This is a genomic window from Myroides sp. C1519 (assembly GCF_038039755.1).
Taxonomy (GTDB): domain Bacteria; phylum Bacteroidota; class Bacteroidia; order Flavobacteriales; family Flavobacteriaceae; genus Flavobacterium; species Flavobacterium phaeum_A.
Genome location: NZ_JBBPHM010000002.1, coordinates 187101 through 202357, shown reverse-complemented (window position 1 = coordinate 202357; position 15257 = coordinate 187101). Strand labels below are relative to the sequence as shown.

General features: G+C 32.7%; 14 protein-coding genes. 7 read left to right on the top strand and 7 right to left on the bottom strand.

Annotation, left to right across the window (positions count from 1 at the left end):
• The first annotated feature begins 57 nt into the window (after positions 1–57).
• Both AABL81_RS02285 and AABL81_RS02280 read left to right on the top strand, forming a co-directional pair.
• Positions 58–1263, top strand: coding sequence for an MFS transporter (locus AABL81_RS02285; RefSeq protein WP_341340267.1), 1206 nt, complete (start codon positions 58–60; stop codon positions 1261–1263).
• A 302-nt stretch (positions 1264–1565) separates the two neighbouring features.
• A complete protein-coding gene (locus AABL81_RS02280; protein WP_158209425.1) occupies positions 1566–2483 on the top strand; it encodes a DMT family transporter in 918 nt (305 codons plus the stop codon).
• 899 nt (positions 2484–3382) lie between these two features.
• On the opposite strand, the gene AABL81_RS02275 is transcribed toward AABL81_RS02280, so the two are convergent.
• Positions 3383–4852 carry a lipopolysaccharide biosynthesis protein gene (locus AABL81_RS02275; RefSeq protein ID WP_341340266.1) on the bottom strand — a complete coding sequence of 490 codons (1470 nt, stop codon included), beginning with the start codon at positions 4850–4852 and terminating at the stop codon, positions 3383–3385.
• 121 nt (positions 4853–4973) lie between these two features.
• Here AABL81_RS02275 and AABL81_RS02270 point away from each other — a divergent pair, with 121 nt between their 5' ends.
• The 3 genes from AABL81_RS02270 to AABL81_RS02260 all read left to right on the top strand — a co-directional run bounded on the left by AABL81_RS02270 (position 4974) and on the right by AABL81_RS02260 (position 7422).
• Complete coding sequence (locus tag AABL81_RS02270; protein ID WP_341340265.1) at positions 4974–5828, top strand: glycosyltransferase family 2 protein; 855 nt, start codon at positions 4974–4976, stop codon at positions 5826–5828.
• A 67-nt stretch (positions 5829–5895) separates the two neighbouring features.
• Entirely contained in the window at positions 5896–6642 is a 747-nt protein-coding gene (locus tag AABL81_RS02265) for an MlaE family ABC transporter permease (protein ID WP_158209428.1), read from the top strand.
• A 3-nt stretch (positions 6643–6645) separates the two neighbouring features.
• On the top strand, positions 6646–7422 hold the full coding sequence (locus AABL81_RS02260) for an ABC transporter ATP-binding protein (RefSeq protein WP_341340264.1): 777 nt from the start codon (positions 6646–6648) through the stop codon (positions 7420–7422).
• A gap of 214 nt (positions 7423–7636) precedes the next feature.
• On the opposite strand, the gene AABL81_RS02255 is transcribed toward AABL81_RS02260, so the two are convergent.
• The 6 genes from AABL81_RS02255 to pdhA form a co-directional block, all read right to left on the bottom strand.
• Entirely contained in the window at positions 7637–8725 is a 1089-nt protein-coding gene (locus tag AABL81_RS02255; protein WP_341340263.1) for a mannose-1-phosphate guanylyltransferase, read from the bottom strand.
• A gap of 7 nt (positions 8726–8732) precedes the next feature.
• On the bottom strand, positions 8733–9356 hold the full coding sequence (locus AABL81_RS02250; protein ID WP_341340262.1) for a SprT-like domain-containing protein: 624 nt from the start codon (positions 9354–9356) through the stop codon (positions 8733–8735).
• A 12-nt stretch (positions 9357–9368) separates the two neighbouring features.
• The gene (locus tag AABL81_RS02245) at positions 9369–10046 is read right to left on the bottom strand and encodes an SDR family NAD(P)-dependent oxidoreductase (protein WP_341340261.1); all 678 of its coding nucleotides are present in this window, start codon (positions 10044–10046) and stop codon (positions 9369–9371) included.
• A gap of 1 nt (position 10047) precedes the next feature.
• Positions 10048–10980 (bottom strand): M28 family metallopeptidase, encoded by a 933-nt coding sequence (locus AABL81_RS02240; protein ID WP_341340260.1) that lies wholly within the window; start codon positions 10978–10980, stop codon positions 10048–10050.
• A gap of 143 nt (positions 10981–11123) precedes the next feature.
• Entirely contained in the window at positions 11124–12764 is a 1641-nt protein-coding gene (locus tag AABL81_RS02235) for a 2-oxo acid dehydrogenase subunit E2 (protein WP_341340259.1), read from the bottom strand.
• 9 nt (positions 12765–12773) lie between these two features.
• Positions 12774–13772, bottom strand: a complete 999-nt coding sequence (pdhA, locus tag AABL81_RS02230; protein WP_158209435.1) for a pyruvate dehydrogenase (acetyl-transferring) E1 component subunit alpha — start codon at positions 13770–13772, stop codon at positions 12774–12776.
• A 454-nt stretch (positions 13773–14226) separates the two neighbouring features.
• Between pdhA and AABL81_RS02225 the strand changes: the two genes are divergently transcribed.
• Both AABL81_RS02225 and AABL81_RS02220 read left to right on the top strand, forming a co-directional pair.
• A complete protein-coding gene (locus tag AABL81_RS02225) occupies positions 14227–14817 on the top strand; it encodes a superoxide dismutase (protein WP_341340258.1) in 591 nt (196 codons plus the stop codon).
• 1 nt (position 14818) lies between these two features.
• A complete protein-coding gene (locus AABL81_RS02220) occupies positions 14819–15196 on the top strand; it encodes a hypothetical protein (protein ID WP_341340257.1) in 378 nt (125 codons plus the stop codon).
• Positions 15197–15257: the final 61 nt, after the last annotated feature.

Below are 15257 nucleotides of genomic sequence, written 5' to 3'. Positions count from 1 at the left end.
TGTCAAACTATTCTTGTGCAATTAATTTTGCACGCACAAACAACAATTCAAACACTTATGTTAAGAGAAGCTTCTGAGCAAAGAAAAAAAATAGCCACTATTTTAGCCTTTTGTTCTGTCCCCCTATCAGGTTTTGTAACTGATATCTACTTACCATCTTTTCCCTCTATGGCAAAAGGATTGGTCGTTTCTGAAAAAGACATTCAACTAACGCTAACGTGTTACTTGCTTAGCTACGGAATATCACAATTATTTGTAGGTACCTTATTGGATAATATTGGTCGTTACAAACCCCGTTTACTTGCTTTGTTATCTTTAATCCTAACTAATTTAGCAATCACATTTTTAGATGATATCCTATTAATTTGTTTGATTCGCGTTATTCAAGGTATTGCTATTGCCGTATTAGTTGTGGCAACGCGAGCCATATTTATTGATATATATGATGAAAAAAGACGTACTTATTTCTTAAGTTACTTTACGGTTGCTTGGTCGTGTGGTCCTATCATCGCTCCTTTTTTAGGAGGTTACTTAGAAAAACTGTTTTCTTGGCACGCAAATTTTTACTTCTTAGCTATTTACTCCGCCGTAATTTTACTATTTGACTTATGGGTAGGCGCAGAGAGTATCCCCGAAAAAAAGAAGTTCAATATTAAAGAAACAATGGCTTTATACGGAATGATGTTGTCTAATAAAATGTTTATGACAGGTATCTTAATCCTTGGTTTTAGCTACTCAATCATTATGATCTTTAATATTGCAGGGCCCTTCTTAATTGAAAACTCATTTCATTTCAACTCAGTTACTATTGGTTACTGTACACTGATTCTTGGTTTTTCGTGGATGATTGGTGGATTAATTGGTAAACGCAGAATGCACGTTCCCTTTAAACAACGAATTACACGCCCTATCATTATCCAAATGTCCTTAATTATAGCATTGCTTATCCTAAGCCAGTTCTTCCAAAGCTTACTTATTTTAATGCCGTTCTTGTTTATTATACACATTTGCTCAGGAACTATCTTTAATAATTTCTTTACCTCAACTATGTTGTTCTTCCCTAACAATGCAGGAACAGCAGGGGGATTAATGGGCGGATTAGTTTACATATTAACATCAATCACAAGTTTTATTATCTCATCAAGTGGGGTGATTGACACACAAGCAGGTTTGGTATGGCGCTATTTATTTATGGCATTAGCTTTATTAATGGCAATTATTGCAATTCGCATACAAGCAACAAAAAATGCAATAAGTAAATAATACTTTAGGCAAAAAAAGACTAAAAGAAAACAAGATTACTCACACCTGTCTTGTTTTCTTTTTGCTAAAGAATACCAATCAAATCAAAAAAGCATAATATCTTAAACAATAAGTAAGCATTCAAGATTTATTGCATTAATTCCATCAAAGAAATAAACCAAAAAATGCATACTAAATAAAACGCTTCATCCACTATATTATCTGAGTATTCAGGCTTTTAATTATGTACTTTTGCGCAATATTTCGAATAGGGAATATTTCTTTTTTTTAACTCTTAATGTATTAGACGTACGTTATATAAAATGCAATTAAACAACAAATTTTTAGGCTTTGCATCTGCTATTTTCGCAGCGATGCTTTGGGGTGTATCAGGTACTTTCGCACAATTTCTTTTTACAGAAAAAGAATTCAACGCCGAATGGTTAGTAACCGTTAGATTATTAGTTTCAGGAATACTTATGCTGATTTTCGGTATTCTACAAAAAAATCCTGATGTGTGGAAAATATGGAAGGATAAAAAAGACGCAATCAACTTAGTTGTGTTTAGTATCCTTGGAATGCTAACTGTTCAATATACATATTTTGTAACAATCTTACATTCAAATGCTGCTACAGCAACTGTTTTACAATATACAGGTCCGGTATTTATTGCTATTTACTTAGCATTAAGATTAAAAAAATGGCCTAAGCCTATTGAATTTTTAGCTATTGGTCTTGCTATGTTGGGAACGTTCTTATTAGTTACCCACGGAGATATTACAAGTTTAAACATTACACCAACGGCATTGAGCTGGGGTATTGCTTCTGCTTTAGCATTAGCGGCTTATACAATTATGCCTGTGCATTTATTAAACAGATATAGTCCAATTTCAATTATTGGTTGGAGTATGTTAATCGCAGGAACAGCAATGAGTATCATTCACCCTCCTCATAAATTGGAAGGTATTTGGGATACAGATACTTATTTAGTAGTTGCATTTATCGTGTTTTTAGGAACTTTAATTCCATTCTACATCTTCTTAAATGCTATTAAAAATATTGGGCCACAACGTGCAAGTTTACTTGCCTGTGCCGAACCATTATCTGCTACGTTTATAGCAATTACTTATTTCGGAGTACAGTTCCATACCATGGATTGGTTAGGTAGTTTGTGTATTATTGTTACAATTATACTACTTACTATGATTAAGAAAAAAGTATTGCCAGAACCAGAACTTTAAAACAAATCAATTCAATATAGCTCTAAGGCGGTGTCTTCTTTAAGACATCGCCTTATTTTTTATATGCATACTATGTTTTTCAATTTCACAGTAGCCAATATCACAACTTACCTCCTTCTCCCTTTGTTCCTAATTGTGTGTTGTCTAATTATTATTCTGTTTACTAACAATGCACAACCTTAATCTTTATCACAGAGATCCAATAAACGAAGAAAAGTAGTCTAATTAAGAGGTAACAAAACCTGTAAAAGCAAAGTATAATAAGTAAATCATCCTTAGATCAACAATAAAAGATGGAGGTTAAGCAAAAACTTTAGTTAATCTAAAATAGATAAGACTCTATCTCCATCACTTCTCCAATGCTTAACTTTCGCATTAAAGGATTCTGCAGAAACACTCCTACTTATAGTATTAAAGTAATTAATAATTTCTCAGTATTGTATTCGAAAGTCTTTAAAGCAGTATTAAAAGATTATAGAGAAGTTTAATAGACAATATTAAACCAATGAGTAAGTTTAGTAATAACTACTCGCTCTTTCTTTTTAAACTTCAGTTTAATTGTGTTGACATTTGTTTAGAAGATGACGAGACCTGGCTAATGCTTGGTTTTTAGTAGCTCTATTAACTAAAAGGAGAGGTTTTAAAGTATTGTCATTACAAGCTTCTTTTGTACTTGTTTCAGACAAGTACCACACAAATACCAGACACCTTCGGTAAAAAGCCTCCTTTTCCGAGCCTCTGTGGTACTTGTGTGGTAGATGTCTCGAACATGGTGTATTTAAAACTACACTTTAATGTGTTCTTTATTGCAAGCAAAATCCAATGCTTTACATTTTAAATCTACGTTTATTTTAGAAAAGGGATATGTATGCTTAGTGTGTAACTTTTACACCTCATCCTTATCGTTTTAAAAACTTACTAATAAACTTCATTAAAACTTGTCTTATTCCAATTACCCAATTGGTGCGGAAGATAAAATACCCGTTGATAACTAAAACAAGTGCTACGCGAATACATAGTTCGAATAAAGGATGAATATCCATCGGTATTGCAAATACTCCTAAAACAACCAACACCATTGTCATCAATAGTTTGAAGAACTGAAGGTCGAAAGGCCATAGTTTCATCTTGTGATAGATGTAGTATGTCTTTGCAATATTAAATAAGGTTAATGACAATAAAGAAGCTAACCCTACTCCAAATATACCAAGTGTAGTTTGTGTCAACAACAAGTAATTCAGAGCTACATTTAATACCATTAAACTTAATATGGACACAAGGTTAAAGCGATAGTATTTTGAGTAAGAAATTATTTCACTATTGAATCCTGTTGACATATTTATAACCACATTTACTCCCAATAAATAGATTATAGGGATAGATGGGGCTAACTTATCATAAGTAGGTAGTAATCTAAACAACGGCTCTATTCCGACTGCTACACACGTAAACAATAGCATTCCTATAAAGAATAAATTACGAGCCACTTCTTTATACTTCTGGTTAAGTTCACGTAATTGAACTCTCTTAATCAAATCTGAAATGACAGGAGCATATAAAGCAAACACACCTGTAGCTGGAATTGCTAAGGTTGAGGCAAGGGTAACTCCGATATTATATGTTCCGTTGGCTTCGTAAGAAATGAAATATGGTATCATTAGTGAATCTACTCGAAAGGCAAAAAAAGAACCAAAACTACCTGCAAATGCGAATAGACTATAAGAGTAATATTCTTTTTTACTGACGGATTGAAATAAGTCTTTATAATTCCAATGCCAGTTGTATTTGAAGTGCTTATAAATATAAACCCCTATTACAAATGCAACGATATAATAGGCAATAATGTAATATCCTATAGCTTGATTAATTGTATAACCGGCATAAATCACCATTAAAAAAACGGCAGGTAAAGCTATTTTAGGAATTATCTTTTCAAAGAATGTGGGAAAAGACAACTTCTGCAAATTGGTAGCTTGTCTTCTGAATAGCTCAATATAAGCCATTGCTATTGCCAATGGAAATCCCATATAGACATATTTAATGTCATCTCCTTTGTAGAAAAAAGAGCCAACATAAATAAGTCCACCTACTACCAAAGCGAGCTTCCCTAAGGATAGTAAACTAAAACTGAATAGTTTTTTTTGTAAGTTTTCGGTTAAATTGGGATAGAAGTTAATTAACGCGTGTGTACTTCCAAGTACAATGATAGGAAATAGTATTTGTGCACAAGCATCAACAAAGCGAATGATACCAAGCATTTCTTTGTCTTGAGGGTAAATTAAAACAGTAGATATTACACCTATTAATACCCCGATGTAATTAATCGCGGTAAACAAAAAGGCTTGTTTTGTAGAAATCTTACTCCCCATTAATTAACTTATTATGCTTACAAATATACTTCCTAATAAATGCTTAACTACTATTTTTTTTAAATTTGTCTTTTGATGGTTATCTTAGACTATTAATCTAAATTTTCAAGACTTAAAGATAATGAACTATATTGTTATTATGCCTGCGTTTAATGAGGCGGATTTTATATCCAAAACATTAGATAGTATGGTACAGCAAACTTTGCCTCCCGTACAACTCATCGTGGTCAATGACAATTCTACTGATAATACAGCAACTATTGTTCAACAGTATGCTAACAACTATTCTTGGATTACTCTTGTCAACAAACAATCTGAGGCCATTCATTTACCGGGTAGTAAGGTTGTTCAAGCGTTTAACTATGGTTTAGATTCTCTTGCCCCTGTATTAGATTATGACTTTATTGTAAAATTAGATGCAGATTTAATCTTACCTACTGACTATTTTGAAACTATTGCTAATACGTTCGCAGTAGATAATACAATCGGTATGGTCGGAGGATTTGCGTATATTGAGAAAAGCGGACAATGGATCTTAGAAAAATTAACTGATAAAGAACATATCCGTGGTGCGTTTAAAGCCTATAGAAAATCGTGCTTTGAGCAAATTGGCGGTTTGAGAACAGCTATGGGATGGGACACTGTCGATGAATTACTATGTCGTTTTTACAATTGGAAAGTAGTAACAATTGAATCTCTCAAAGTGAAACATCTTAAACCTACAGGTGCTAATTATGATAAGTCTGCAAGATATAAACAAGGTGAGGCTTTTTACAGACTCCACTATGGTTTAGTTATTACAGCAATCGCTGGTTTAAAATTGGCAACTAAAAAGAAAAAAACACTTCTTTTTGTAGATTATCTGAAAGGGTACTTCAAAGCACAAAGAGAAAAACAACCTTATTTAGTGAATGAAGAACAAGGTAAATTCATTAGAAAATACCGCTGGCAGAAGATAAAATCTAAACTGCTTTAGTCTTTTTTTGCTCTAATAAACTCAAAACTCATTTGTAATTGGTAATTTAGCCGATATTTTAATTTTTATGATCAAATCTGGATTAACACATATAGGACAGTACTTTCTTATGCTAAAAGAAATCTTTAGCAAGATGACTAAATGGAAAGTTATGAAAGAGCTTATTTTTAAAGAAATTGATGACTTAATCATCGGTTCTTTAGGAATTGTTTGTTTCTTATCTTTCTTCGTAGGAGGTGTAGTTGCAATCCAAACAGCTTTAAACTTAACAAATCCTTTAATTCCAAAATACCTTATTGGTTTTGCAACAAGACAATCAGTAATTCTTGAGTTTGCTCCTACTTTTATATCAATCATTATGGCTGGTAAAATGGGATCTTTCATCACATCAAGCATCGGTACGATGAGAGTTACTGAACAAATTGACGCCTTGGAAGTGATGGGGGTTAGTTCATTAAACTACTTAGTTTTTCCAAAATTAGTTGCTGTTTTATTATACCCATTCGTTATTGGAATTAGTATGTTCCTTGGTATTTTAGGAGGATGGTTTGGCGGTGTAATGGGTAATTTTGTTACATCAGAACAATTTATAATTGGATTACAAGACACTTTCATTCCTTTCCACGTTGCATATGCTTTTATTAAAACAGCGTTATTTGGTTTCCTTTTAGCAACCATTCCGTCTTACTTTGGATATTATATGAAAGGTGGAGCTCTTGAAGTTGGTAAAGCGAGTACAACTGCTTTCGTATGGACAAGTGTAGCTATCATTTTGACAAACTACGTATTAACCTCTCTTCTTTTAAGTAATTAAGATATGATTGAAGTAAAAGATATAATTAAATCATTTGATGGTACTCAGGTTTTAAAAGGAATCAGTACTACATTTGAAACAGGAAAGACAAACTTAATTATTGGACAGAGTGGTTCTGGTAAGACAGTATTACTTAAAACACTATTAGGTATTCATACTCCTGATAGCGGTCATATTTCTTTTGATGGGCGTATTTATGCTAATTTGACACGAAAAGAAAAAAGAGACTTACGTACTGAAATTGGAATGGTATTCCAAGGTAGTGCACTTTTTGACTCAATGACTGTTGAAGAAAACATTGCTTTTCCTCTTAAAATGTTTACTACAAAAACAGAGAAAGAGATTAAAATGCGTGTTGACGAGGTAATTGAACGTGTTAATTTAATCAATGCTCATAAAAAAAGACCTGCTGAAATATCAGGTGGTATGCAAAAAAGGGTTGCTATTGCAAGAGCAATTGTAAATAATCCGAAATACTTATTTTGTGATGAGCCTAACTCAGGATTGGATCCCAAAACAGCTATTGTAATTGATAACTTGATTCAAGAGATCACCCACGAATATGGTATTACAACCGTTATTAATACACACGATATGAACTCTGTTCTTGAAATTGGAGAACATATAGTATTCCTTAAAAACGGGGTTTTAGCTTGGTCTGGTAACAACAAAGAAATCATTCAAACAAATAATGAAGATGTTGTAGATTTCGTTTATTCTTCTGAGTTATTTAGAATGGTGCGTGAAGCAATAAGACACATTGGAAAAGAGAATAAATAATATATTAAGTAAGAAAGGTTCAGTAAAAAACTGAGCCTTTTTTTATATTACAAAATAGACTCCCGTTAGCAAGTACACAAAAGACATAAGAAGCTTAATAAACCCCTTTTTAAACCACTTTCTTTTGTTTACTTAATATTAGAGTGCAGATAAAACAAAAGGCTTAGAGGTATCTCTAAGCCTTTTGTTTTAAAATATAATCGATGTTTATCGCTTAATCTTCTGACTTGTTTTTCTTCTCCAATTCAGATTCTACATAACGACTAACATTTTTAATTTCCTGTTCTTTTCTCTTCGGATAAATTAATAAGATATCTTCCTTATCAACTATGATATAATCGTTTAAACCATCAATAACAACTGTCTTATCTTTATCTGTACGTACTACGTTATTTGTAGCATTATTAAAGAAAGCCTGTGCGTTAACTATGGCATTATCAGAATTATCTTTTGGTAACTTATCATACAAGGATCCCCAAGTACCTAAATCATTCCAATCAAAAGTAGCTGGTAGCACATATACATTGTTTGCTTTCTCCATTACAGCATAGTCAATAGAAATATTCTCTGCCTTTGAATAGTTTTCATCTATAAACGACTTTTCATCAGCTGTATTATACTTTTCAAATCCTTGGTCGAAAAGCTCCGACATCGCAGGTTGAAACTCAGAAAATGCATCCAATATTGCTCCTACACTCCATACAAAAATACCGGAGTTCCATAAGAAATGACGACTTTGAACAAATTTACGTGCAGTTGCATAATCAGGCTTTTCACGAAACTGAACTACTTTCTTAATAGGTCTTGAATCTAACTTATTAAACTCAATATAACCATAGCCTGTATTCGGGAAGGTTGGTAAAATACCCAATGTCATTAAAACACTGTCTCGTTCACAAACATCAAATGTACGCTGTAAATTCGAAATGAATTGTAACTCATCTTCAATCCAATGATCACTTGGTGCAACTACCATTACAGCATTTGGATTGTTCTTTTTAATTTTCATAGCAGCATAAAGAATACAAGGTGCTGTATTTCTCATTGCTGGTTCCAATATAATATTATTGTCAGCTACTAATGGCAATTGTTCCTTTACAATACCCTTGTAATTCTCGTGCGTAAGTATCAAAATATTCTCTTGAGGAATAAGTTGCGACAAACGCTTGAAAGTCTTTTGAATCAGAGTATCCCCTGAACCAAGCATATCGTGAAACTGTTTTGGAAACTCAGGAGTACTAACCGGCCAAAAACGTGACCCTACTCCTCCTGCCATTATAACAGCATAGTAATTTGAACTCATATATATATTATCTATTTACAACATAATGAGTCAATATTTCTACTTCAGCATTCGCTTTAAAAGTGTAAATACGACCCGTTGATACTTCTAAGCATTCAAACCTTTTAACTCTTAAAGGTCCTCTTTTAAATATTTTCCCATTATGCGTTCTAAAATGACTTCCTAATGGAATCTCATATATAAAACACGTGTTATCACTTTTATCCTGAACATCGTACCTTCTCATTGCTATAGACAACCTATCATCTGTATCACTACTCGCTGATGGGTTCCTAAAGTGATTAGCCAAGAGCGGTAATAAAGCATTTGGAAAAACTTCTGGTCTTAAAAAAGGTAACATTAATAGTTGAAAAGTCTTTTTCCATTCAACACCATGTGGCTTTATACGACCACCATATTTCTGAAAAGCTACTAAATGCGCTATTTCATGAATTAAGGTCATTAAAAACCGATAAGGATTAAGATTTGAATTTACAGTAATTAAATGCTTTCCATCAGTATTTCTAGTATAATCACCGTGTCTTGTAACACGTTCATTTACTATCTTAAGATGTACCTCATAATGTTTAATCAACTCAAATACCCCTCCTAATGCTTGTTCTGGTATGTAAGGTCTTAACTTTTCTATCAATTTTATTTACTTTTAAGGAGTTGTACTTGAAACTTGAAGCACTTTCCCATTAAAAAACTTATTACCATTGATAGCGAAATTACAAATATAATCTGCCATCTCTTCTGGAGTTATTGGTGCTTGATAACCTGGAAATGCTTCTTCTAACATTTCTGTTTGCACTGCACCTAAAGCTACAACATTGAAATAAATTCCTTTGTCTTTATATTCTTCAGCTAATAATTCACTCAAAATCGTAACAGCTCCTTTACTCGAACTGTAAGCAGCTAAACCACCAAATTTCATTACTCCTTGAACTCCTCCCATACTACTAATGGTAACAACGTGGCTGTTTACTTTCATATATGGAATGCAAAGCTGAATTAGGCGTGCTACACCAAAAACATTTACTTGGTATACACTATCAAAATCTTGCTTCGTAAGTTGTTCAAATGGCTTATTAACAATAGCTCCAGCATTATTTACAAGAACGTCTACGTGTTTCCAATTGTCCTCAAGAAAAATAGAAACTTTCTTTAAGTCCTCTTCCTTTGTAATATCTACAGACAAACAAATAACATTAGTCATTCCTAATAATTCTTCAGAAACCTTACGTGAGATAGCTAAAACATTATGTCCTAATGCAGCAAACTTCTTCACAGTTTCTAATCCAATACCTCTACTAGTACCTGTTACAATTATATTTTTCATATTATTTCAATCTTATATCTCCTGTAGGTAAATTAACTAGTTTACTAACTACAGGTATTAATTTATTAGTAAATGAAGTCATGAAATCTAAGTCCATAAATTGAGCCTCATCTTTTACATGATGATAATATTCATAATTCTCAAAGTCAAATGAACTAAAGCTTTGACTTGGAATCTTAAATTCTAAATAAAACGGATAGTTATCTGAACGTTTAAATAGTTTAAACTCCTCTGCCTTTTCAAGCTTGCCTACCAATGGTTCACCTGCAAGCTCATTCAATTTCTCAGCAAGATTTGATTCATCATAACCTGTTAAGTAAGTCATATAATCACGCTTCATAGCTAAACCTAACATCTCAAAATTAAGCATAGAAACCACATTTACATTTTCACTTTTTAATCGTTTTGCTAAATGTTTTGATCCCCATAATCCCTTTTCTTCACCAGTAAAAAAAGCAACTAATATAGTTCTCTTATTATCCATTTTAGTTAAGTTTCTGGCTAATTCAAGCATAATTGCACTACCTGCAGCATTGTCATTTGCTCCATTAGCAATTGAATCACCATCTATCGCTTTTTGAATGCCAATATGATCAAAGTGAGCCCCCAACACAACTACTTCATCCTTCAAAACTTTATCATTTCCTGGAATAACACCTACAACATTCCAACTATTATTTACATTACTTAAAGTATCATTATATGAGGTAAAGAAAGGAGAGATACCATAACCTGCTAAGTGTTCACTTAAAAAACTTGCAGCTTTTCTATTTCCTTCTGCACCAGTATCACGTCCCTCTAACTCATCTGATGCTAAATAATATAAAGTATTTGAAATACGCTCTTTATCTGCTCTTACTAATTCTGTTGAAGATGACTTCATAGTAGAACATCCTACTAACAATAGTCCAACCAGAAAACTATATAATTTCATTTAAAATATTTTTATCAAAAATACAAAAAGCACTTTAACTTAAGAAAACAATTCAAGTTGAAAACGCGTAAAAAGACGAAATCTATAAAACAAAAAAGCCCATTTCGTTTGAAATGAGCTTTTAGTAATATTTATAATATTGATTATGCCAACATTGTAACTGGATTCTCAATATAACTTCTTAATGTTTGTAAGAATTGTGCACCTGTTGCACCATCTACTGTTCTATGATCACAAGCTAAAGTTACAGTCATAGTATTACCAACAACAATTTGTCCATTTTTAACAACTGGTTTTTCAATAATTGCACCAACTGATAAAATAGCAGAGTTAGGTTGATTAATAATAGAAGTAAATGATTGAACTCCAAACATACCTAAATTAGATACAGTAAATGTACTTCCATCCATTTCAGCAGGTGTAAGTTTTTTAGTCTTAGCTTTTACAGCTAATTCTTTTACTTTTCCTCCAATAGACGTTAATGACATTTGATCTGTAAAAGGTAATACAGGAACAACAAGACCATCCTCTACAGCTACAGCAACACCAATAGCAATATGGTGATTATAAACTGTTGCGTCTTCTCTCCATTGTGTATTTACTTGAGGGTGTTTACGCAAAGCCATTGCACACGCTTTAACTACCATATCATTAAATGATACTTTTGTATCAGGTAAATCATTGATAATTTTACGAGATGCCATAGCATTATCCATATCAATCTCAATAGTTAAATAGTAATGAGGAGCAGTAAACTTAGACTCACCTAAACGACGAGCAATAGTTTTACGCATTTGAGAGTTTTTAACTTCTTCTACACTAACCTCACCAGCAGGAACAAAAGTTTTCACTTCAGTTTTTACTTCAGTTTTTGCAGCAGGAGCTTGTACATTTTGAGCAGGAGCAGCAACTTTTGCAGCCGGAACAAAATTCTCAACATCTCTCTTGATGATACGTCCATTCTCTCCAGAACCTTTAACTTCATTTAAGTTAACACCTTTTTCTTCAGCAATTTTCTTAGCTAAAGGCGAAACAAAAATTCTACCAGAAGTAGTTGTTGATTCAACAACTGGAGCAGCAGCTACTTCCTCTTTAACAGACTCAACAACAGTTGAAGCCTCTTGTGCTGGAGCTGCTTCAGAAGCACCACCATTATTAATATTATTAAGTACAGCAGAAACATCAGTACCTTCTGGTCCTAAAATAGCTAATACACTATCTACAGGAGCAGTCTCACCTTCTTGAATTCCCACATACAATAAAATTCCAGACTCAAATGCTTCAAATTCCATTGTTGCTTTATCTGTTTCAATTTCAGCAAGAATATCACCTTCTTCTACTTTATCTCCAACTTTTTTGATCCAAGACGCAACTGTACCATCAGTCATAGTATCACTCAAACGAGGCATAGTTACAATCTTAACACCTGCTGGCATTGCTGCTTTTGGAGCAGGAGCTGCAACTTTAACTTCTTCTTGAGCGATTACTTTTTCTTCAGTCACTTCAGTTTTAGCACCTCCATTTACTAAAGATGAAATATCTTCTCCTTCATTACCAATAATAGCAAGTAATGAATCTACTGGAGCAGACTCTCCTTCTTGTAATCCGATATATAGCAATGTTCCTTCGTGAAATGATTCGAATTCCATTGTTGCTTTATCTGTTTCAATTTCTGCTAAGATATCTCCTTCAGAAATCTTATCTCCAACTTTTTTTAACCATGCAGCCACAACACCTTCTGTCATAGTGTCGCTTAAGCGTGGCATTGTAATTACTTCTGCCATAACTTTTTTTTATAATCTATGAGGTAAAAAAGGATAATTCTCTTGTTCGTATACTACATCATACATAACATTTTTCTCTGGATATGGAGATTCTTCAGCAAAACGCTCACATTCTAAAACGTGTTCTTTTACTCTTTGATCCATAGCCTCTATCTCTGCCTCTGTTGCGAACCCTTTCTCTCTAATTATATCTAAAACTTGAGTAATAGGGTCTATTTTTTTGTATTCTTCAACTTCCTCTTTTGTACGGTAGTGTTGAGCATCTGACATAGAGTGTCCTCTATATCTATAAGTTTTCATTTCTAACAATGTTGGACCATCTCCACGACGAGCTCTTTCAATAGCTTCGTACATTGCTTCAGCAACCTTAACTGGATTCATACCATCAACCGGACCTGAAGGCATTTCATACCCTAAACCAAGTTTCCAAATATCAGTATGATTTGCAGTACGCTCAACAGAAGTACCCATTGCATATCCATTATTTTCGATAACAAATACAACAGGAAGTTTCCAATTCATTGCCATGTTAAATGTTTCATGTAATGAACCTTGACGTGCTGCACCATCACCGAAGTAACACATTGTAACAGCTTTTCTATCAAAATATTTGTCAGCAAATGCAAGACCTGCTCCTAAAGGAATTTGTCCTCCAACGATTCCGTGTCCTCCGTAAAAATTATGCTCTTTAGAAAAAATGTGCATAGATCCACCTAAACCTTGAGATGTTCCAGTTCCTTTTCCTAATAACTCAGCCATAATTCTTTTTGGATCCACACCTAAACCAATTGGTTGAACGTGGTTTCTGTATGCTGTAATCATTTTGTCTTTCGACAAATCCATTGCGTGTAAAGCTCCTGCCAAGACAGCTTCTTGTCCGTTATATAAATGCAAGAAACCTCTTACCTTTTGTTGAATATATAAAGCGGCTAGCTTGTCTTCAAACTTTCTCCAAAATAGCATGTCTTCATACCATTTTAGATAAACTTCTTTTGTAATTTCTTTCATATGACTTTACTTTTCGTAAGCGGCTTTTCCGCTCAAAATACAGACTTTCTCAATTCTCCACAATACTGTGGAATAGCAAAAGTAGTACATCTACTTTACAATGGAAAATTTATTTGAAATATTTTGGAATCGATAGCAATAGTTAAACTTTTTTTAAGAAAATATTATATTTAAAACATAAACACATGCAAAAAACACTTAAAACGAAAACTAAAAATACTCATTTATTTCTTAAAACAAATGGCATATAGTCAATTATACACTTATGCTAAAAACGATTTTATCAAATACTATTTACACTTCTAATAAAGCAATTTTAATTCCATATACACCTCTCAATATTGCAATTAAAACCCATCTTGATTTACAATGTAAAATAATATTTATTGATTATTATTTTTTTAGTCTAATCTAAAATTATATTTTTACACAACTAATACAAATAAACAAGACAATGAAATTCAATTTACCAACATTAAATTATTCGAAAGACGCCTTTAAAAATTTCATCACTGAAGAGGGGTTTGATTACCACTATGGAAAACATCATCAAACGTATATTGCGAACTTAAACAAACTAATAGAAAATTCTGAATGGGAAAATTACAACCTTGATACTATTATAAAAGAAGCTTATATAAAAAAGCAGACGGCAATTTATAACAATGCAGCTCAACACTATAATCATAGTTTTTTCTGGAATTGTATCACTCCTAATTCTACACAGATGCCCTCTAAACAATTGTTAGAACTACTAATAAGAGATTTTGGATCTATAGAATCTTTCAAAGAAGAGTTTAGTAACACAGCTACCAAATTATTTGGTGCAGGATGGACTTGGTTAGTTTTAACACCTGAAAGAAAATTAGAAATCATAGCTTTAAGCAATGCAGATACACCAATTATATTCAATAAAAAACCATTATTGACTATAGATGTTTGGGAACACGCATACTATATCGATCATCGAAATGCGAGACCAAAATTTATTGAACAATTCTGGAATCACGTTAATTGGAAATTCGTTTCTAAAAATTTAGAATAATATGAGTGCAGAATGTTTAGTATTAATCGAAAATAGTTGGAAAAAGAAAACTCAAAAAGCCATTCAACTCGCTAATGAAGGACAACATATACACGCTATAAATACATATACAGAAGCACTGATTAGAGCTGAGATATTACAAATTAACATTTGGAACTGTTTAAATGAAAACATACCCTTTTGTGATTGTTATGTAACAACATGTTTAAGTTTAGCAAAACTATATAGAGCAAATAGACAATATGAAAAAGAAAAAGATATCTTATCTAAAGCTTTAAAAACACTATCTATTTTGATGCAAAACCTACCTGTTAATCTTATAATACAATTAAAAATTGATGATCTGTTTAAGCAAATAATTATCCAAATAAGAAAATAGTAAGAGTCTTCAAGCCAATAGAAATCAAAGGTATATTCCTTTCTTAATTTTACGAAAGCCA

Excerpts from the sequence above, each read along its gene's own strand:
- AABL81_RS02275 (WP_341340266.1), bottom strand. The coding sequence starts at position 4,852 with ATGGGGAGTAAGATTTCTACAAAACAAGCCTTTTTGTTTACCGCGATT.
- AABL81_RS02240 (WP_341340260.1), bottom strand. The coding sequence starts at position 10,980 with ATGAAATTATATAGTTTTCTGGTTGGACTATTGTTAGTAGGATGTTCT.
- AABL81_RS02220 (WP_341340257.1), top strand. The coding sequence starts at position 14,819 with ATGAGTGCAGAATGTTTAGTATTAATCGAAAATAGTTGGAAAAAGAAA.
- AABL81_RS02270 (WP_341340265.1), top strand. The coding sequence starts at position 4,974 with ATGAACTATATTGTTATTATGCCTGCGTTTAATGAGGCGGATTTTATA.
- AABL81_RS02245 (WP_341340261.1), bottom strand. The coding sequence starts at position 10,046 with ATGAAAAATATAATTGTAACAGGTACTAGTAGAGGTATTGGATTAGAA.
- AABL81_RS02285 (WP_341340267.1), top strand. The coding sequence starts at position 58 with ATGTTAAGAGAAGCTTCTGAGCAAAGAAAAAAAATAGCCACTATTTTA.
- AABL81_RS02260 (WP_341340264.1), top strand. The coding sequence starts at position 6,646 with ATGATTGAAGTAAAAGATATAATTAAATCATTTGATGGTACTCAGGTT.
- AABL81_RS02280 (WP_158209425.1), top strand. The coding sequence starts at position 1,566 with ATGCAATTAAACAACAAATTTTTAGGCTTTGCATCTGCTATTTTCGCA.
- AABL81_RS02265 (WP_158209428.1), top strand. The coding sequence starts at position 5,896 with ATGATCAAATCTGGATTAACACATATAGGACAGTACTTTCTTATGCTA.
- AABL81_RS02255 (WP_341340263.1), bottom strand. The coding sequence starts at position 8,725 with ATGAGTTCAAATTACTATGCTGTTATAATGGCAGGAGGAGTAGGGTCA.
- AABL81_RS02225 (WP_341340258.1), top strand. The coding sequence starts at position 14,227 with ATGAAATTCAATTTACCAACATTAAATTATTCGAAAGACGCCTTTAAA.
- pdhA (WP_158209435.1), bottom strand. The coding sequence starts at position 13,772 with ATGAAAGAAATTACAAAAGAAGTTTATCTAAAATGGTATGAAGACATG.
- AABL81_RS02235 (WP_341340259.1), bottom strand. The coding sequence starts at position 12,764 with ATGGCAGAAGTAATTACAATGCCACGCTTAAGCGACACTATGACAGAA.